Consider the following 18,229-nt stretch of genomic DNA (forward strand, 5'->3'; position numbering starts at 1 on the left):
GGGTAGTTTCGGCAGGTCACCCGCGTTGTTGACAGTTCTCACCCGTCGGCGGACGGTGCGGTTCCCGACACCGTCAGCCGGGTGAGCGCCTCCGTGAGCCGGATGACCTGGCCACGCAGGTCGTCCGCCCAGCCGTTCACCCGGTCCACCTCCGCCCGCAGCCTCGTCAGCTCCTCCCGCGCCGCGATCAGCGCCGCCTCCGCGCCGGCCGCCCGGGCGCCCTCCGCGTCGAGCCGGCGCTGCAACCGGTTCTCCGCCTCGGCCCGCTCGCGCAGGGCCCGCTCCACCGCGGTGTGGGCGACGTCGCGCTCCCGCAGCGCCGCACCCGCCGCGTCGCGGGCCGTGTCCCGTTCCCGGTAGGCCTCCGCCCGCAACGCCGCCTCCGTCGCCGCCTCCCGGCGGGCGGTGTCCCGCTCGACCGTCGCGACCGCCCGGGCCGCGTCCGCCTCCCGCGCCGCGGCCTCCGCGGCGGCGACCTCGGCACGCGCCCGCTCCTCGGCGGCGGCGACGGTCGCCACCGACCGCTGCTGCGCGGCCTCGACCTCCCGGGCGGCCCGTTCCCCCGCCTCCCGTGCCTGCCGTTCGGCGGCGTCGCGCTGCTCCCGCGCCGCGGCGACCTCGGACTCGGCCCGTTCGCGGGTCTCCCGGACGGCCTGCTCGGCGTCGGCCTCCGTCTGCCGGGCGCGGGCCTCGGCCGCGTCGACCTCCTGCTCGGCCCGGGCGCGGTCGGCGGCGGCCTCGGCCAGCGCCGCGTCCGCGCGGCCCTTCTCCCGGGCCGCCGTCGCGCGGGCCTGAGCGGCGGTGTCACGGGCGTCGTCGCGCTCCGCGTGGGCGGCGACGAGCCCGGTCGCGGCCTCCGCCCGGGCCTCCGCGATGCGCCGCTCGACCCCGGCCGGGGACAGCTCGGCGTGCAACGCCTCGACGAGCGTCTCCACGACCTGGTCGAGCCGCTCCGCGACCTCGAACGCCCGCGCCACCTGACCCGCCAGCCCGGGCGAGGTCCGCTGCCGCATCCGCGCGTTGCGGGCGTCACGCTGACATTCGCCGTTGTTGTCGCGGCAGTACCGGAAGGGCCTGCCGGCCGAGTTCCGCTGCGGCACCGGCCGGCCGCAGTGGGCGCAGGGCCGCTCGTCGGCGGATTCGGCGTCCTCGACGGGCGGCTCGACGACTTGCTCGATGAGTGGCTCGGCGGAGCGCTTGCGGGGGGTTCTGGTCCGTTGCCTGTCGTCGTCGATCCGCACGTCGATCCGGGACTCGTTCACGCGGGCGAGCGTAGAACCTCCGCCGCATCTTCCCGGCACGACACGCCGGTGATTACCGGATTTTCATTACCGATAATTCAATAAACCCCTCGGAAGCAGGTACACCATAATGACTGTTATGCGCGCGTGAGGGCTTCCGGTCGCCCAGGAGCCTGTTGCGCAATTCGCTGGGACGGCGTTGGCGGCCCAGCTATGCGCCGATCTTGGAGTTGTGGCGCCATGAACCTCCGAATTTGTCCGGGTTTGTCAAGGACCACAACTCCAAGATCGGCGCGGTTGTCGGGGTTGACGCGCGAGAGATCCGAATTGCGCAGCAGGCTCCCAGGCGACCCGAAGTTCCCCTGGATCACGGGGCCTCCCGTTCGGAGCCGAAGAACGACGCACACCTGGGCGCGATCGAGCGAAGCCGGGGCAGCCGTGCCGGTGGAAGGTCCGGCGGCACGGGAGCGGGCGGGTCGCCGAACGCTGGCCCGGAATCGGCGACAGCGGCGTGCCCACCACGTCGACGCCGGTCACGATGAGGGCCGGGTCCGTGGTTCACGCGGACCGTCCGGGACATCGGCCGGCCGCGTAGCGAGCCGGTACCGACGACCGGCGCCGGCAGCACGGGCACGCACCCGCCGCGGACCGGGTCATGGCGGCCGCGGCGGCGACGCGCACGGATCTCCGCCCGGGCACGCGGGGCCCGGGCTCGCCGAAAGACCTGGCGGTATCGCCCGGCCGGCGGGTCAGGCCCCGCGTTCATGGGTAGGGTCGAGCCCCGTGACCGATGAACGACTGGCCGCCAGGATCCACCGCGCGAGCCACCTGACCGGCGAGTTCGTGCTCCGGTCCGGGCGGGTGGCGACCGAGTACTTCGACAAATACCTGTTCGAGGCCGACCCGGTCCTGCTCGACGAGGTCGCCGCCGGCATGGCAGCCCTGGTGCCGGACGGCACCGAGGTCCTGGCCGGGCTGGAGATGGGCGGGATCGCGGTCGTCACGGCCCTGGGCCGGCACACCGGCCTGCCCTGCGCGTTCGTCCGCAAGACCGCCAAGCCTTACGGGACGCGCAGACTGGCCGAGGGCGCCGCCGTCGCCGGCCGCCGGGTCCTCGTCGTCGAGGACGTGGTCACCTCCGGCGGGCAGGTCGTCATCTCCACCGGTCAGCTGCGCGACCTGGACGCGCAGATCAGCCACGCCCTGTGTGTCATCGACCGGCAGGAAGGCGGCACCGAGGCCCTCGCCGGCGCGGGGATCACACTGCGGTCCCTGCTGACCCGGGCCGACCTGGAGGCGGCGGCGCGGGACTGAGCGCCACCACCGGCCGGACAGGGCCGGCGGGCTGACGCGGGCCCGCCGGGCGCTCGAAGCGGTGGAACAGTGCCCAGCACAGCAGCAGCGCCGCGGCGAACACCGGGAGCCAGGCCAGCCGGGGGAGCAGCCAGCCCGCCGTGACCGGCGCCGTGTGCAGGCCCGGAAGCGGGTGACCGGCGACCAGCAGGGCAGCACCGGTCGTCGTCAGCATCGCCGTCTGGTGCCACAGGAACACCGTCATCGCCGACAGGTTCACCAGCGCCACCGCCGCCCAGACGGCCGGGCGGCGCAGCAGCCGGCGCAACGGGTCGAGCAGCAGCAGCGCCAGGCCGACCTGGGCCACGCCGAACGTCACCGCGGCCAGGGTCGGCGGATTGAGGTTCGACACGCCCTCGCCCGGCACGCCGACCATCGAGGCCGGGTAGCCGCCCCACCGCACGAGCACGGCCGTCGCCGTCGCACCGCCGATCAGCAGCAGCCACGGCGAGGCGACGGGACGGCGGGCGCCCAGACAGTACGGCACCAGCCAGCCCGCCGCCAGGTTGAGCCAACCGGTCCAGCCCGGCAGGTCCAGCACGAACCGTCCCGCGTCGACGAGCGCCACCGCCAGCAGCGGCCAGCCCGGATGCAGGCGCATCGCGAGCGGGGTCGCCGCCGTCAGGGCCGCGAACACCAGCAGGAACCACAGCGGCGACAGCACCAGCTTGACCAGCGTGCGCACCGTGCCCGTGTCGAGCCCGGCGGCCAGCAGGACCGCGCACGCCACCGCCCACACGAGCAGCAGCACGGCCACCGGCCGGAAGAGGCGGGCCAGGCGGAAACGGACCCACGGCCCATCCGACCCCCGGTAGGAACGTCCGGCGACCAGCCCGCCGACGAAGAAGAACACCGCCAGGGTCTGCAGCAGCCAGGTCGCGGGCGCCAGCCACGGCAGGTGCCGCAACGGGCTGCTGGTGCCGTGCACCGCGCCGCCGTCGACGACCAGGGCGGTCACCAGCCAGTGGCCGAGGACCACGCCGAGGATCGCGAACGCGCGCAGGGCGTCGACACCCCGGTCCCGGTCCTTCGGGGTAGCGGCCTCGATGCGGTCGATGAGCATGCCCGCAACCGTAGGAAGACCACCCCGCCCGCCGCGTCACGCCGCAGAGCCATCTCATGTAGCTCTGCGGTACTACTGAGGGCATGACACGACTGATGGTCACGGGTGCCACCGGACATCTCGGCCGGCGGGTCGCCGCCCGCGCCGCCGCGGCGGGCTGGGCGGTGACCGGCACCTACCTGAGCCGGCCCGGCGAGCACGCCGACGAACAGCTCGACGTCCGCGACGCCGACGCCGTCCGCAAGAGCGTCGAACGGATCCGCCCCGCGGTGGTCGTCCACGCCGCCGCCGGCCGGGACCGCGACGACTGGCGCACCAACGCCGACGGCGCCGCCCACGTCGCGGTCGCCTGCGCCGCCGCCGGTGTCCGGCTCGTCCACGTGTCCAGCGACGCGGTCTTCTCCGGCCGCGCCGTCGACTACGACGAGTCCGCCGAGCCGGACCCGGTCTACCGGTACGGCGCGTCGAAGGCGGCGGCCGAGACGGCAGTACGCGCCGTGGTTCCCACCGCCGCCGTCGTGCGCACGTCGCTCATCGTCGGCGGCGGCGACGGCGGCCACGAAACGCTCACCCACGACCTGGTGGCCGGACGCGTCACCGGCGCGCTGTTCACCGACCAGATCCGCCGCCCCGTGCACGTCGACGACCTCGCCGACGCCCTGCTGGAACTGGCCGCCGGGGACTACGCCGGGGTGCTCAACGTCGCCGGCGCCGACGTCCTCAGCCGATACGACCTGGGCGTCCTCGTCGCCCGCCGGGACGGCCTCGACCCGGCCGCGATCCCGGCCGCCCGGGCCGCCGACGTGCGCCCGGGCCTGCCGACGGATGTGCGGCTGCGGACCGAGCGGGCCGCCGCGCTGCTGCGGACCCGGCTGCGCGGCGCGCAGGAGTTCATGACCGCAGCATTCTGAGGACCAGCGCCAGCGGCGGCCAGCCGCTGCGGCCGCGCCTGGTCACCGCGTAGGCGCGCATCGTCACCGCCGGGTCGGTGAGCGGCACCAGCGACACCCCCGGCAGCAGCGGCCAGTGCTCCGGCAGCAGGCCGACGCCGAGCCCGGCGGTGATGAGGTCCTGGACCAGCTCGAGACTGTCCGCCCGGTGCGCGATCCGCGGCTCGAACCCGGCCAGCGCCGCGATCGTCCGCACCACCCGCTCGTCGGCGGTGTTGCGGCTGTTGACGATCCAGTCGTGGTCACGGAACGCGGCGAAGACGGCGACCGCGGAGCCGCCCGCCGGCGCCGCGGTCGGCACGCCGAGGCCCCACGCGGTCGTCCACAGCGGCACCGCGTGCACCGCCGGGTCGAACGTCGCGGGGGCGAGGTTGTAGCCGTACGTCAGCGCGAGGTCGACCTCGTCCGAGGCCAGCAGCGCGAACGCCTCCGCCGGCTCGTGCTCGTGGATGAGCAGCCGCACGTCCGGATGGTGGCGGGCGAGCTCACCGACGATCGGCAGCAGCGACCGGCGCACCGCGGTCGCGAACCCGGCGACCCGCACCGTCCCGGCCGGTGTCGCGCCGGGGGCCAGGTCGAGCCGCGCCGCCTCGACCGCCGACAGGATCGTCACGGCGTGCCCGGCGAGGCGGTGCCCGGCCGGGGTCAGCCGCACGCGCCGCCCGTCGGGCTCGACGAGCGCCGCCCCGGCCTCCTTCGCCAGCAGCGCCAGCTGCTGCGACACCGTCGACGTCGTGACGTGCAGCGCCTCGGCGACCAGGCGCATCGAGCCCCGGTTGGCCAGCTCGACGAGATAGCGCAGGCGGCGGGTGTCCACCCCGAGATTGTTCAGGATTCATGAACGGTACGTCCAGAAAGCCGACGTGGACGTGAACGGTCCCGGCATGCCCTACTGGCAGGCATGACCCCCACCCGCACCGGCGCCACCCTGGCCCTCGCCTCCGTCGTCATCGTCCAGCTGGGACTCGCCCTGTCGGTCGGACTGTTCGACGAGCTCGGCCCGGAAGGCGCCGCCTGGCTGCGACTCGCCTGGGCCGGGGTCATCTTCCTGGCCATCGCCCGGCCCCGCCCGTCGCGGTTCACCCACACCGGGTTCCTCGCCTGCGTCGCCCTCGGGGTCACGACCGCCGGCCTGACGATGTTCTTCATGGCGGCGATCGCGCGGCTTCCGCTCGGTACCGCCACCGCCCTGGAGTTCCTCGGACCGCTCGGCGTCGCCGTCGCCCGCGGCCGCGCCAAGCTGTGGCCGATCCTCGCCGCCGCGGGGGTCGTGCTGCTCACCGAACCCTGGCACGGTGTCGTCGACCCGGCCGGGGTCGGGTACGCGCTCGCCGCCGCCGCGTGCTGGGCCGGGTACATCCTGCTGACCCAGCGCGTCGGCGACGAGGTCACCGGCGTGCGCGGGCTCGCGGTGTCGATGCCGGTCGCAGCACTCGTCGCCACCGTGGTCGCGGGCCCTTCCGTCGCCGTGCGGCTGACCTGGGAGCTGGTGCTCGTCGGGGCGGTGCTGGCCGTCGTGCTGCCCGTCATCCCGTACACCCTGGAACTCCTCGCCCTGCGCCGGCTCACCACCGCCGCGTTCGGCACGCTGATGGCCCTCGAACCGGCCGCCGCGCTCGTCGTCGGCCTGCTGCTCCTGCACCAGGTCCCCGGCCCGGCCGCGATCGCCGGCGTCGCGTTTGTCGTCGTCGCCGGCATCGGCGCGGAACGCACCGGCGCCCGGCCCGCCGCCGTTTCGCCGGTCGCCGAACCGTCCAGGGCATAACGTCGCTCGACCGCGCCGGGCTTCGGCGCGACCGGAGCTTCCCGCCAAGGCGCCGGAGGGTCGCTCCATGATCGTGGGAACGTTCGGCTGCCCCGGCGACCCGAAGTTTCCCACGATCAATGGGGCGGCGGGAAACATCGTTGACGGAGTGAGTACTCACTCCGTACGGTGGCGGGTATGAAACGAGCTCCCGCCATGAGTCCCGACCAGCGCCGCGCCATGATCGTCGCCGCGGCGCTCCCGCTCGTCGTCGAGCACGGCGCCGCCGTCACCACCGCGCAGATCGCCCGCGCCGCGGGCATCGGCGAGGGCACCGTCTTCCGCGCTTTCACCGACAAGGAGACGCTGCTGGCCGCCTGTATGGCCGAGGCACTGCGCCTCGACGACACCCTCGCCCACATCCGCTCCATCGACCTCGACCAGCCGCTCGAAGCCCGGCTCACCGAGGCCGTCGAGACGCTGCGGGGCTACCTGACCCGGATGGGTGCCGTCGCCGGCGCGCTGCGCGCCACCGGCGGGCTCACCCGCGGCGAGCGGCCCCCGGACGACACCCGCCAGCAGGCCCTGGGCAGCACCGCCGAGGCCCTCGCCGGACTGTTCGCGCCCGAGCGGGACCGGCTGCGCCGCAGCCCCGAGCAGCTGGCCAACGCCTTCCAGCACCTCATGATGGCCGCCGGCCGGATGCCCGCCGACGAACTCATCGACCTGTTCCTGCACGGGGCACTGCGCGCATGAGGCACCGGGTGGTCGTCCTCGCGCTGCTCGCCTGCGCCTTCCTCGCCCTGCTGGACGGCACCGTCATCGGCACCGCCCTGCCGCGCATCGTGCACGAGGTCGGCGGTGACGACACGTGGTATCTCTGGCTCGTCACCGCGTACCTCATCACCAGCACGGTCAGCGTCCCGATCTACGGCCGCTTCGGCGACCTGTTCGGCCGCCGGCGCCTGCTGCTCGCCGGCCTCGCGGTGTTCCTCGCCGGTTCCCTGGCCTGCGGCGCCGCCGGCGACATCGGCACCCTCGTCGCCGCTCGCGCCGTCCAGGGCCTCGGCGCCGGTTCCCTGCTGGCCCTGGGCATGGCCGCGATCCGTGACCTGGGCGCCGAGGCGGGCAGCGTGCGCATGCAGACCCTGCTCGGCGGCATGGTGGTCGCCGGGATGGTCGGCGGGCCGATCCTCGGCGGCCTGCTCACCGACCACGCCGGCTGGCGGTGGACGTTCTGGGTCAACCTGCCGATCGGCGTCGCCGCCCTGGCCGTGATCGCGGCGCGACTCCCCGCCGACCGCGCCCGGCACGGCACCGATCGCCGCCTCGACGTCGCCGGGATCACCCTGCTGACCGGCGGGCTCACGCTCGTCCTGCTGGCGCTGAGCCTGCAGCGGTACTGGCTGATCCTGGCCGCCGGCGCCGCCCTCCTGGCCTGCCTCGTGCCCGTCGAACGGCGCGCCGAGGTGCCGATCCTGCCGCCCGCCGTGCTGGGCAGGCGCAGCTCCGCCGCGCTGCTCACCGGCGGGTTCTGGTACCAGGCCGCGGCCCTGCCGGCGGGTGTGTTCCTGCCGTTGTACCTCCAGCACGACCGCCACTTCTCCGCCACCACGTCCGCGTTCGTCCTGCTCCCGATGCTGATCGGCATGGCCGCCGGCAACCGGCTCACCGCCTCGGTCGTGCTGCGCACCGGCCGGACCCGGCCCGTCCTGCTGACGGGCGCGGTGCTGGTCACCGCCGCCGGCATCGCGCTGCTGCTCAGCCCGGCGGGGGCACATCCGGTACACCTCGCGGCACTGACCCTCGTCGCGGGGCTCGGCCTCGGCCCGGCCATGGGCGGGCACACGATCGCCGTGCAGCGCAGCGTGCCGCACGCCGACATGGGCACCGCCACCGCCGCGGCGATCCTCACCAAACAACTCGGCGGCCTCGTCGGGCTCGCCGCCGCGCAGCTGCCCGCCCTGCCGGCGCTGCGGGCCGCCGGCTGGTCGGGTGCGGCCGGCGGGGTCCTCGCCTTCGCCGCGCTGCTGGCGTTCCGGGAAGCCGGGCCGGAACCGGCGCCGGCGGGCACATCGGTGGACACCGCGGCGGCGCGTTGACATGCAGCCAATCGGCTGCATATTTTGGATAGGGTGATGGACGAGGTGTTCAAGGCTCTCGCGGACGACAGCCGGCGGGAGTTGCTCGACCGGCTCAACTCGCGCAACGGGCAGACGCTGCGCGAGTTGTGCGAAGGGCTGGGCATGGCCCGGCAGTCGGTGAGCAAGCACCTGGCCGTGCTCGAGGCGGCCGGGCTCGTCACCACGACCTGGCGCGGCCGGGAGAAGCTGCACTACCTCGACGCCGCGCCGATCAACGCCATCGCCGAGCGCTGGATCGACCGCTATCACCGCGGCCACGCCCGCGCCCTCGCCGACCTGAAACGCGCACTGGAGGACCCGATGGGCAATCCCGTCTTCGCCTACACGACGTACATCGCGACGACCCCCGAGCGACTGTGGCAGGCGCTCACCGACCCGGAGTTCACCCGGCAGTACTGGGGCGGCGTCGCCCTGCACTCCGACTGGCGGCCCGACTCGCCGGTCCTCTGGCAGGACGCGCCCGGTGAGGAGTTCAAGGACTACGGCGACCGGGTGCTGCGGGCCGAACCGCCACGACTGCTGTCGTACACCTGGCACACCTTCCGGCCGGAGCACGCCCAGCACTTCGGCTGGAGCGACGAGGAGCTCGCCGAGCGGGCCCGCGAGCCCCGCTCGAAGGTCACGTTCACGATCGAGCCCGCCGGCCCGCAGACGGTGAAGCTCACGCTCATCCACGACGACTTCGTGCCCGGCAGCGTGATGCACGAGGCGATCAGCGGCCGGCTGGAGGGCAGCGGCGGCTGGCCCGAGCTGCTCGCCGGCCTCAAGACCCTGCTGGAGACGGGCGTGCCGCTGCCCGCGTAGCGGCCCCTGGCGGGCGGTGGGCCGGCGAGATCACCACGGGCATCCGGCGCCGGGGTGGTGCCCGGCCTCCCACGTAGTTACTCTTCAGTAGGTGAGCACTGAGGCTTTCGTTTACGATGCCGTCCGCACGCCGCGGGGGCGGGGCAAGCAGAACGGGTCGCTGCACGGCGTCAAGCCGGTCTCGCTGGTCGTCGGCCTGATCGACGAGTTGCGCCGCCGCCATCCCGGGCTCGACCCCGCCGCGATCGACGACGTCGTGCTCGGCGTGGTCTCGCCGCTGGGCGACCAGGGCGGCGACATCGCCAAGACCGCCGCCGTCGCCGCCGGGCTGCCCGAGACCGTCGCCGGCGTCCAGCTGAACCGATTCTGCGCCTCCGGCCTGGAGGCGGTGAACATCGCCGCGCAGAAGGTCCGCGCCGGCTGGGAGGACCTCGTCCTCGCCGGCGGCGTCGAGTCGATGTCGCGGGTGCCGATGGGCTCCGACGGCGGCCCCTGGGCGATGGACCCGGAGACCAGCTTCGCGACCCGGTTCGTCCCGCAGGGCATCGGCGCCGACCTCATCGCCACCATGGAGGGCTTCACCCGCGAGGACGTCGACCAGTACGCGCTCGAGTCGCAGACCCGTGCCGCCAAGGCCTGGGCCGGCGGCTACTTCGCCCGCTCCGTCGTGCCGGTCCGCGACCGCAACGGCCTCGTCGTCCTCGACCGCGACGAGCACGTCCGCGCCTCGACACTGGAGGGCCTCGGCTCGCTGCCCCCGTCGTTCGCCACGATCGGCGAGCTCGGCGGCTTCGACGCGGTGGCACTGCAGAAGTACCACTGGGTCGAGCGCATCGACCACGTCCACACCGCCGGCAACTCGTCCGGGATCGTCGACGGCGCCTCCCTCGTGCTCGTCGGCAGTGAGGCCGCCGGGCAGGCGGCCGGGCTGACGCCCCGCGCCCGCGTCGTGGCCGCCGCCGTCAGCGGCGCCGACCCGACGATCATGCTGACCGGCCCGGCACCCGCCAGCCGCAAGGCCCTCGCCAAGGCCGGCCTCACCGTCGACGACATCGACCTCGTCGAGATGAACGAGGCCTTCGCCGCCGTCGTCCTGCGCTACGCCAAGGACATGGGCCTCAGCCTCGACAAGGTCAACGTCAACGGCGGCGCCATCGCCATGGGGCACCCGCTCGGCGCCACCGGCGGCATGCTCCTCGGCACGCTCGTCGACGAGCTCGAACGCCGCAACCTGCGGTACGGACTGGCCACCCTGTGCATCGGCGGTGGCATGGGCATCGCCACGATCGTGGAGCGGATCTGACCATGACCGAGTCTTCCGGAACCATTCGCTACGACCGCGGCGAGGACGGCGTCGTCGTCCTCACCCTCGACGACCCGAGCCGCTCCGCCAACACCATGAACGAGGCGTTCGTGCGGAGCATGGACGCCACCCTCGACCGGCTGGAGGCCGAGAAGGCCGGCATCACCGGCGTGGTCATCACCTCCGCCAAGAAGACCTGGTTCGCCGGCGGCGACCTCGACATGCTCGGCAGCATCGGCCCCGACCGGGCCGCCGAGACGACGGCCGCGGCCAAGCGGGTCAAGGACCAGCTGCGCCGCCTGGAGACGCTGGGCCGGCCGGTCGTCGCCGCGATCAACGGCTCCGCACTCGGCGGCGGGCTCGAGCTGGCGCTGGCCTGCCACCGCCGGATCGTCGCCGACGACCGGAAGATCGAGATCGGCTTCCCGGAGGTGACGCTCGGCCTGCTGCCCGGCGGCGGCGGGGTCGTGCGGACCGTCCGGCTGCTGGGCATCCAGGAGGCGCTGCTGACCGTACTGCTCAAGGGGCAGCGGCACCGTCCGGCGAAGGCCCTGGAGGCCGGCCTGGTGCACGAGGTCGTGCCGGCGGACGAGGTGCTCGACCGGGCGCGGGCCTGGGTCGCCGCCAACCCGGACGCGGTCCAGCCGTGGGACGTCAAGGGGTACAGGATCCCCGGCGGCACCCCGAGCAACCCGAAGTTCGCGGCCAACCTGCCCGCGTTCCCGGCGACGCTGCGCAAGGAGCTCAGGGGCGCGCCCTACCCGGCGCCGCGCAACATCCTCGCCGCCGCCGTCGAGGGCGCCCAGGTCGACCTGGCGACCGCGTTCGACATCGAGGGCCGGTACTTCGTCGAGCTCGCCACCGGGCAGACCGCCAAGAACATGATCAAGGCGTTTTTCTTCGACCTGCAGGCGGCGAACGCGCGGGGGTCGTCGGCCGCGCCGTTTGCGAAGGTCGCCGTCCTCGGCGCCGGCATGATGGGCGCCGCGATCGCGTACGTCTGCGCGCGGGCCGGCATGCAGGTGGTGCTCAAGGATGTCACCGTCGAGGCCGCCACGAACGGCAAAGCCTATTCGGAGCGGCTCGTGCGCAACGGTCGCGGCGGCCCCGACCTGCTCGACCGGATCACCCCGACCGCCGACGCGGCCGACCTTGCCGGCGCCGACCTCGTCATCGAGGCCGTCTTCGAGGACCCGGCGCTCAAGCACAAGGTGTTCGCCGAGATCGAGGACGTCGTCGCGCCGGACGCGCTGCTGTGCTCCAACACCTCGACCCTGCCGATCTCGCTGCTCGCCGAGGGCGTGCGCCGCCAGGCCGACTTCGTGGGCCTGCACTTCTTCTCCCCGGTCGACAAGATGCCGCTGGTCGAGGTCATCCGCGGCAAGGCGACCTCGGACGAGGCCCTGGAACGGGCCCTCGGCGTGGTCCGGCAGCTGCGCAAGACCCCGATCGTCGTCAACGACAGCCGGGGCTTCTTCACCAGCCGGGTCATCGGCACGTTCACCGGCGAGGGCATGATGATGCTCACCGAGGGCGTGCCCGCGCCGTCGATCGAGCAGGCCAGCCTGCAGGCCGGCTACCCGGCGCCGGTGCTGCAGCTCATCGACGAGCTGACGCTCACCCTGCCGCGCAAGATCCGGCAGCAGTACGGCGACGCGTGGACACCCACACCGGCCGACGCCGTGCTCGACCGCATGATCGACGAGTTCGGGCGGCCGGGCCGGGCCGGCGGCGCCGGCTTCTACGACTACGCCGACGGCAGGCGCGGCCTGCTCTGGCCCGGCCTGCGGGAGCACTTCGCCCGGCCCGACGTGCGGATCCCGTTCGAGGACATGCAGGAGCGGATGCTGTTCGCCGAGGCCGTCGAGTCGGTGAAGTGCCTCGACGAGGGCGTGCTCACCTCCGTCGCCGACGCCAACGTCGGGTCGATCCTCGGCATCGGGTTCCCCGGCTGGACCGGCGGTGTGCTGCAGTACGTCAACCAGTACGAGGGCGGCCTGCCCGGCTTCATCGCCCGGGCCCGGGACCTGGCGGCCCGCTACGGCGCACGGTTCGAACCGCCGCGGCTCCTGCTGGACAAGGCCGCCCGCGGGGAGCAGTTTCTGTAGGCATGCGCCTCGTTTCGCTGCTGCCGTCGGCCACCGAGATCGTCTACGCGCTCGGGCTGTCCGACCAGCTGGTGGGCGTCACGTTCGAGTGTGACGAGCCGGCGGCGGCGCGCAGCGAGAAGACCGTCGTGGTCGGCGGCCGGGACACCCGCGGCATGTCGCCGCGGGAGATCGACGACTACGTCAAGGGTGCGACGGCCGTCGGCCGCGACCTCTACACCCTGCACGCCGGCGCGCTCGCGGGGCTGGACCCGGACCTGATCCTCACCCAGGATCTGTGCCGGGTCTGCGCCATTCCGTCCGGGCACGTCCAGGACGCCCTCGGCCACCTCGGCTGCCGCGCCGACGTGCTCTCACTCGACCCGCACACGCTCGACGAGGTCCTCGGCACGATCCTCGACGTCGGGGGCCGCACCGGCGTCCCCGGCCGCGCTCACGGGCTGGTCGCCGACCTGCGGGGCCGCCTCGAAGCGGTCGCGCGGGCCGTCGCCGGCCGGCCGCGGCCCAGGGTCGCGGTAGTGGAGTGGGTCGAGCCGCCGTTCACCGCCGGGCACTGGGTGCCGGACCTGGTGTCGGCGGCCGGCGGCGAACCGGTCGCGGCCCGGCCCGCAGCGAAGTCCGTGGAGACGACCTGGGCCGAGTTCACCGGCGCCCGGCCCGACGTGGTGATCGTGGCGCCGTGCGGGTTCCACCTCGACGGCGCGGCCCGGCAGGCGTCGGCTGTCGCCGCCCGGTTCCCGGACGCGCAGGTCTGGGCCGTCGACGCCGACGGCATCGTGGTGCGGCCCGGCCCGCGGCTCGTCGACGGCGTCGAGGCGTTCGCCGCGATCCTGCACCCCGGCGCCGTGCCGGAGCCGCCGCCGGGCGCGGTCACCCGGCTGCGGTAGCGGAGAAAACTGTCGTACCCCGGTGCGATGATCCGGCCATGCGGTACGGCGTGGACATCTGCACCCTCGGCGATCTCGCCGAGCCCGCCCGGGTCGTCGACCTCGCCCGCGCGGCCGAGGACGCCGGATGGGAGGCGGTGTTCCTCTGGGACCATCTCGCCTTCGCGTGGGGCGTGCCGTCGGCCGATCCGTGGGTGCTGCTGGCCGCCGTGGCGCAGGCGACGACCCGCGTCCGGCTCGGCACCGCCGTCACCCCGTTGCCGCGGCGCCGCCCGGCGGTCCTGGCGAGCACCGTGGCCACCCTCGACCGGCTCAGCGGGGGCCGGGTGGTCCTCGGCGCCGGGGCCGGCGGGGTGCCGGACGAGTTCACCGCGTTCGGCGAGCGCGGCGACGGGCGGGAGCGGGCGGCCCGGCTCGACGAGGCGCTCGAGGTCGTCGCGGCGCTGTGGGAGGGGCGGCCGGTCAGTCACGCCGGGGAGCACTACACCGTCGACGGGGTCACCCTCGCGCCGCTGCCGATCCAGCGTCCGCGCGTGCCGATCTGGGTCGGCGGGCACAGCCGCGCGGCGCAGCGGCGGGCCGCACGCTGGGACGGCTGGCTCATCGCCGGCGACGACGAGCAGGGCGCGATGACGATGCCACCCGAGCGCGTGGCCGCCGGCCTCGCCCGCATCGCCGGGCACCGCGACGGCGGCGCACCGTTCGAGGTCGCGATCACCGGCGTCTCCGCCGGACCGGACGACGAGCGATTCGGGCGATACGAGGCAGTCGGCATCACCTGGTGGCTCGAGCATCTCCACGGCCGCCGCGCGCCCTACGAGCAACTGCTGGCCCGCGTCCACGCCGGACCGCCCAGACCGCCCGGACCCTAATGTGCCGCGCCGCCGAGGTTCAGGATCACCACACCGGCGATGATCAGGCTCACCCCGACCACCTTGACCACGCTGAGCGGCTCGTGCAGGAACACCGCGCCGATCGCGACGATCGCCGCCGTGCCGAGCCCGGACCACATCGCGTAGGCGACGCCGACCGGCACGGCCTTCACCGCCTGGGACAGCAGCACGAACGACAGCGTGTAGCCCGTGAGCACGGCGACCGTCGGCCACAGCTTCGTGAAGCCCTCGGTCGCCTTGAGCAGGCTGGTCGCGACGACCTCGACGGCGATGGCGACGAACAGGAACACGTAGGCCACCGGTCACCCCTGTCCGGTCACGGCGCGATCATCGCGCGCCGGGCGGCCCGGGAACGACGCACGCCGATCACCCCGACGGCGATCATCAGCACGCCGAAACCGCCGATCCCCGCGACGATCCAGGTCACGTCACGCAGCGAGAGCCCGTCGAGGAACGAGCGGGACTTGCCCGGGCCGGGCGCGGCGGCCGGTGCGGCGGACGGGCTCGGCGGCGGTGGCGGAGCGACCGGCGTATACCGCAGGATGGTGCTCGTCTTCGGCTGGTCCGACGCCGTCACGAACGACTTGCCGTCGGGCGTGTAGGCGATCGCCTCACCCTGCGGCTCGTTCGGCAGCGGGGTGATCCGCGGCGTGCCGCTCGTGATCGCGGCGACAACGTCACCGTCGGTCACGTCGAACTCGTACGCGTCCGACATCGTGCGCACCACCGCGCGTTTGCCGTCGGGGCTCACCGCGCCGCCGGTCACCACGCCGGTGCCCAGGATGCCGTACGGGTTGGCGGTCCCGGTCGTCCTCGGCTTGAACGACCCGACGCGGCGCAACGGAACCCCGCTGGTGTTGTTGGCCGCCAGCGGCCCGTCCGGCACGTACACCTCGCCGACCGGGTCCTTGGTGACGATGACGGGGGTGCCGTCGCCGTTGAGCAGCAGCGCCTCGGCGTCGCGGGGTTTGCCGTCGGGGTAGACGAGCCGGTGGATGACCGGCACGGTCGCCTGCGGCGCGAGGCTCCACAGCGCGACCGTCGAGCGGCGGTTGCCGGACCCGCCGGTGGCGGTGGTGTTGTCGCCGATGTCGGCGACCCACAGCGTGCCGTCCTCGGCGACCGCGAGGTCCTCGGGGTCCAAGGCGTTCGACGGGTAGCTGACGCTGCGGGTCAGCTTGCACTGACGGTCCAGAAACATGATCTTCACCCGGGACCGTTCGATGTTGCTGTCGTTGACCACGACGTAGCCGTCGTCGGTCGCGACGAGCCCCGAGACCTCGGTGACCTGCGGGTCGCTGATCGTGCACACCGGTGTGCCGGGCGTCGCCGGGCCCACCGAGGGGCCGGTCGACGGCGCGGCCGACGGCGCGTACGCCACCGCGGGTGCTGCTGTTACCCCGATCACAACGGCCGCCGCGACGACGCCCCCGATCCGCTGCCACATGCGCGACAGTGTGGCAGACGGCCGCGCGGCATGGTCAGGCGCCTGTGTCCGGGCTAGATTCGGAACGGCGAGCGGTTGCGACCAAGGGGAGGGCGCGATGCGGCCACGGGTGTCTTCGGAGTTCGGCCAACGGCTCGGTCTGGCCGGCATCGCCGCGCTGACCGGCGGCTGGTTCACCGTCTCGTGGCGGGTCATGGGCAAGCCGCTCGTCGACGCGGTCGGCGAGACCGTGGGCGGCGTGTCCGTGGTGCTCCTCGGCATCGCCGTGATCAGCGCCGCCCGCGCCTCGCGCTAGACCCGCGCCTTCTCGGCCGGTGCGGGCTCGGGTCGTATGGTCCGGGCCGCCGGACGCAGGATCAGCGCGGCGACGGCGATCGACAGCACCAGCAGGGCGGCGCCGATCGTGAACGCCAGGCGGTAGCCGGCGGTGAGCGCGACCGGCTCGGTGCGGCCGGCCGCGAGCAGGTCACCGGTCCGGGACGCGGCCACAGTGGACAGTGCGGCGACGCCGATCGCCATGCCGAGCTGCTGCGTGGTGTTGAACAGGCCCGAGGTGAGCCCGGCGTCGTCGTCGCTCGCGCCGGACATGCCCAGGCCGGTGACCGCGGGCAGGACCAGGCCGGCGCCGGCGACGAGCAGCACCACCGGGAGCAGGTCGGGCAGGTATCGTGCGTCGACCGGCAGCCGGGTCAGCCACCCGAGGGCCGCGCTGAGCAGGACCAGGCCGGCGATGAGGACGGCCCGCTCGCCGAACCGCGCGATGACGCGGGCGGAGACGCCGAGCGACACCGTGGCGATCGCGAGCGCGGCCGGCAGCATCGCCAGGCCGGTCCGCAGCGCGGTGTAGCCGAGGACGCGCTGCATGTACAGCGTCATGAGGATCTGGAACGAGAACATCGCCCCGACCATGAGGATCTGCAGGACGTTGGCGCCGGAGACCTGGCGGGAGCGGAAGATCCGCAGCGGCATGAGCGGGATGCGGGCCGTGGCCTGGCGGATCACGAACGCGACGAGCAGCACCGCGGCGGCACCGGCGGTGAGCAGGCGGTTGCCACCGGTCTGCACGACGGCGTAGATGGCGGTCACCAGGCCGGCGGTGACGAACAGCGCGCCGAGGACGTCGGCGCCGGCGCGCAGGCCGCGACCGCGGTCGGCGGGCAGGTAGTGGACGGCGAGCGCGAGGGTGGCGATGCCGATCGGCACGTTGATGAGGAAGATCCAGTGCCAGCTCAGCAGGTCGGTGAGCACGCCGCCGAGGACCTGGCCGATCGACGCGCCGGCGGCGCCGGTGAACGCGAAGATGCCGATCGCCGTGGCGCGCTCGCGGGGCTCGGGGAACAGGGTGACCAGGATGCCGAGGCTGACCGCGCTGGCCATGGCGCTGCCGACGCCCTGCAAAAACCGTGCGGCGACGAGCATGCCGGCGCTGCCGGAGAAGCCGGCCAGGGCGGAGGCGGCGACGAAGACGACGGTGCCGGCGAGCAGCATCCGCTTGCGGCCGAGGAGGTCGCCGAGGCGGCCGGAGAGCAGGAGCAGGCTGCCGAAGGCGATGAGGTACGCGTTGATCACCCAGGTCAGTCCCTCGGGCGTGAAGCCGAGGTCGCGCTGCATGACCGGCATGGCCACGGTGACGATGCTGCCGTCGAGGACCACCATGAGCGTTCCGGCGGCGACGACGGCGAGAGCGAGCCATCTGTGCTTGGTAGGCATGGTGGAACCGTAGCAGATCGTCTATTACGGAACCATCTTGTTGCGGAGTTTTATTGTCGTGCGCGTCGCACGCCCTGCACCTCGACCGGCGTCCCCAGGTGCCCCTGCGTGAGCCGCGTGAGCGCGCTGACCAGCACCGACCGCTCCTCCTCCGGCAGTGCGTCGAGGACGGCGGCGTGCACCGAGTCGGCGATCTCCCGGCTGCGGCCGGCCATCTCGGCGCCGGCCGGGGTGACCGCGATGATCCGGGCCCGCCGGTCCGTCGTCGACGGGCGCCGCTCCGCCAGGCCCGCCTTCTCCAGCGCGTCGACGGTGACGACCATCGTGGTCTTGTCCATGCCGCCGATCTCGGCGAGCTGGATCTGGGTGCGCTCCTCACCGAGGGCGTGCGCGAGGACGCAGTGCATACGCGGCGTGAGCCCGACCTCGGCCAGCGCGGCGGTCATCCGCGTGCGCAGCACGTGGCTGGTGTGGTCGAGCAGGTAGGAGATGTCGGGCGTGATCGCGGCGGCCATGATTCCAGGATAGATAATCCGCCAGCAGATCGTCTTGCTCCAGCCGGGTCGCGGCCGGAGCAGAAAC

At 73.8% G+C, this 18,229-nt stretch carries 18 protein-coding genes; 11 read left to right on the forward strand and 7 right to left on the reverse strand.

The genetic code is table 11. The features are described from left to right. Positions 1 to 38: 38 nt before the first annotated feature. Positions 39 to 1,262: a coiled-coil domain-containing protein gene (locus tag Dfulv_RS25015; RefSeq protein WP_259855551.1), complete on the reverse strand. Its 1,224-nt coding sequence runs from the start codon at positions 1,260 to 1,262 to the stop codon at positions 39 to 41. Positions 1,263 to 2,024: 762 nt separating this feature from the next. On the opposite strand from Dfulv_RS25015, the gene Dfulv_RS25020 reads away from it, so the two are divergent. Continuing rightward, positions 2,025 to 2,555 (forward strand): orotate phosphoribosyltransferase, encoded by a 531-nt coding sequence (locus tag Dfulv_RS25020; RefSeq protein WP_259855553.1) that lies wholly within the window; start codon positions 2,025 to 2,027, stop codon positions 2,553 to 2,555. Here the strand turns inward: Dfulv_RS25020 and Dfulv_RS25025 are convergent. Further along, a complete protein-coding gene (locus Dfulv_RS25025) occupies positions 2,500 to 3,657 on the reverse strand; it encodes an acyltransferase family protein (RefSeq protein ID WP_259855555.1) in 1,158 nt (385 codons plus the stop codon). The genes Dfulv_RS25020 and Dfulv_RS25025 overlap by 56 nt on opposite strands. Before the next feature lie 83 nt (positions 3,658 to 3,740). Between Dfulv_RS25025 and Dfulv_RS25030 the strand changes: the two genes are divergently transcribed. After that, positions 3,741 to 4,568, forward strand: coding sequence for a sugar nucleotide-binding protein (locus Dfulv_RS25030; RefSeq protein WP_259855557.1), 828 nt, complete (start codon positions 3,741 to 3,743; stop codon positions 4,566 to 4,568). Here Dfulv_RS25030 and Dfulv_RS25035 read toward each other — a convergent pair. Further along, positions 4,549 to 5,424, reverse strand: a complete 876-nt coding sequence (locus Dfulv_RS25035) for a LysR family transcriptional regulator (RefSeq protein WP_259855559.1) — start codon at positions 5,422 to 5,424, stop codon at positions 4,549 to 4,551. The two genes, Dfulv_RS25030 and Dfulv_RS25035, sit on opposite strands and share 20 nt — an antisense overlap. An 84-nt stretch (positions 5,425 to 5,508) precedes the next feature. On the opposite strand from Dfulv_RS25035, the gene Dfulv_RS25040 reads away from it, so the two are divergent. The 8 genes from Dfulv_RS25040 to Dfulv_RS25075 all read left to right on the forward strand — a co-directional run bounded on the left by Dfulv_RS25040 (position 5,509) and on the right by Dfulv_RS25075 (position 14,469). Beyond that, on the forward strand, positions 5,509 to 6,372 hold the full coding sequence (locus Dfulv_RS25040; RefSeq protein ID WP_259855561.1) for an EamA family transporter: 864 nt from the start codon (positions 5,509 to 5,511) through the stop codon (positions 6,370 to 6,372). 177 nt (positions 6,373 to 6,549) lie between these two features. Then, a complete protein-coding gene (locus tag Dfulv_RS25045) occupies positions 6,550 to 7,107 on the forward strand; it encodes a TetR/AcrR family transcriptional regulator (protein WP_259855563.1) in 558 nt (185 codons plus the stop codon). Beyond that, positions 7,104 to 8,453, forward strand: coding sequence for an MFS transporter (locus Dfulv_RS25050; RefSeq protein ID WP_259855565.1), 1,350 nt, complete (start codon positions 7,104 to 7,106; stop codon positions 8,451 to 8,453). Before Dfulv_RS25045 ends, Dfulv_RS25050 begins: the two co-directional genes overlap by 4 nt. A 36-nt stretch (positions 8,454 to 8,489) precedes the next feature. Further along, on the forward strand, positions 8,490 to 9,299 hold the full coding sequence (locus Dfulv_RS25055; protein WP_259855567.1) for an ArsR/SmtB family transcription factor: 810 nt from the start codon (positions 8,490 to 8,492) through the stop codon (positions 9,297 to 9,299). A 91-nt stretch (positions 9,300 to 9,390) separates the two neighbouring features. Continuing rightward, entirely contained in the window at positions 9,391 to 10,602 is a 1,212-nt protein-coding gene (locus tag Dfulv_RS25060) for an acetyl-CoA C-acetyltransferase (protein ID WP_259855569.1), read from the forward strand. Between the two features lie 2 nt (positions 10,603 to 10,604). Next, entirely contained in the window at positions 10,605 to 12,710 is a 2,106-nt protein-coding gene (locus tag Dfulv_RS25065) for a 3-hydroxyacyl-CoA dehydrogenase NAD-binding domain-containing protein (protein WP_259855570.1), read from the forward strand. 2 nt (positions 12,711 to 12,712) lie between these two features. Beyond that, positions 12,713 to 13,597 carry an ABC transporter substrate-binding protein gene (locus tag Dfulv_RS25070; protein ID WP_259855572.1) on the forward strand — a complete coding sequence of 295 codons (885 nt, stop codon included), beginning with the start codon at positions 12,713 to 12,715 and terminating at the stop codon, positions 13,595 to 13,597. 38 nt (positions 13,598 to 13,635) lie between these two features. Continuing rightward, positions 13,636 to 14,469 (forward strand): LLM class flavin-dependent oxidoreductase, encoded by an 834-nt coding sequence (locus Dfulv_RS25075; protein ID WP_259855575.1) that lies wholly within the window; start codon positions 13,636 to 13,638, stop codon positions 14,467 to 14,469. On the opposite strand, the gene Dfulv_RS25080 is transcribed toward Dfulv_RS25075, so the two are convergent. Together Dfulv_RS25080 and Dfulv_RS25085 are read right to left on the reverse strand one after the other, a co-directional pair. After that, positions 14,466 to 14,789, reverse strand: a complete 324-nt coding sequence (locus Dfulv_RS25080; RefSeq protein ID WP_259855577.1) for a DMT family transporter — start codon at positions 14,787 to 14,789, stop codon at positions 14,466 to 14,468. The genes Dfulv_RS25075 and Dfulv_RS25080 overlap by 4 nt on opposite strands. Positions 14,790 to 14,806: 17 nt before the next feature. Further along, positions 14,807 to 15,937 (reverse strand): WD40 repeat domain-containing protein, encoded by a 1,131-nt coding sequence (locus Dfulv_RS25085; protein WP_259855579.1) that lies wholly within the window; start codon positions 15,935 to 15,937, stop codon positions 14,807 to 14,809. Positions 15,938 to 16,034: 97 nt separating this feature from the next. Between Dfulv_RS25085 and Dfulv_RS25090 the strand changes: the two genes are divergently transcribed. Then, positions 16,035 to 16,232: a hypothetical protein gene (locus Dfulv_RS25090; RefSeq protein ID WP_259855581.1), complete on the forward strand. Its 198-nt coding sequence runs from the start codon at positions 16,035 to 16,037 to the stop codon at positions 16,230 to 16,232. On the opposite strand, the gene Dfulv_RS25095 is transcribed toward Dfulv_RS25090, so the two are convergent. Continuing rightward, the gene (locus Dfulv_RS25095; RefSeq protein WP_259855583.1) at positions 16,229 to 17,647 is read right to left on the reverse strand and encodes an MFS transporter; all 1,419 of its coding nucleotides are present in this window, start codon (positions 17,645 to 17,647) and stop codon (positions 16,229 to 16,231) included. The genes Dfulv_RS25090 and Dfulv_RS25095 overlap by 4 nt on opposite strands. Positions 17,648 to 17,697: 50 nt before the next feature. After that, entirely contained in the window at positions 17,698 to 18,162 is a 465-nt protein-coding gene (locus Dfulv_RS25100) for a MarR family winged helix-turn-helix transcriptional regulator (RefSeq protein WP_259855585.1), read from the reverse strand. Between the last annotated feature and the right edge of the window lie 67 nt (positions 18,163 to 18,229).

The organism is Dactylosporangium fulvum (assembly GCF_025137375.1).
Lineage (GTDB): Bacteria > Actinomycetota > Actinomycetes > Mycobacteriales > Micromonosporaceae > Dactylosporangium > Dactylosporangium fulvum.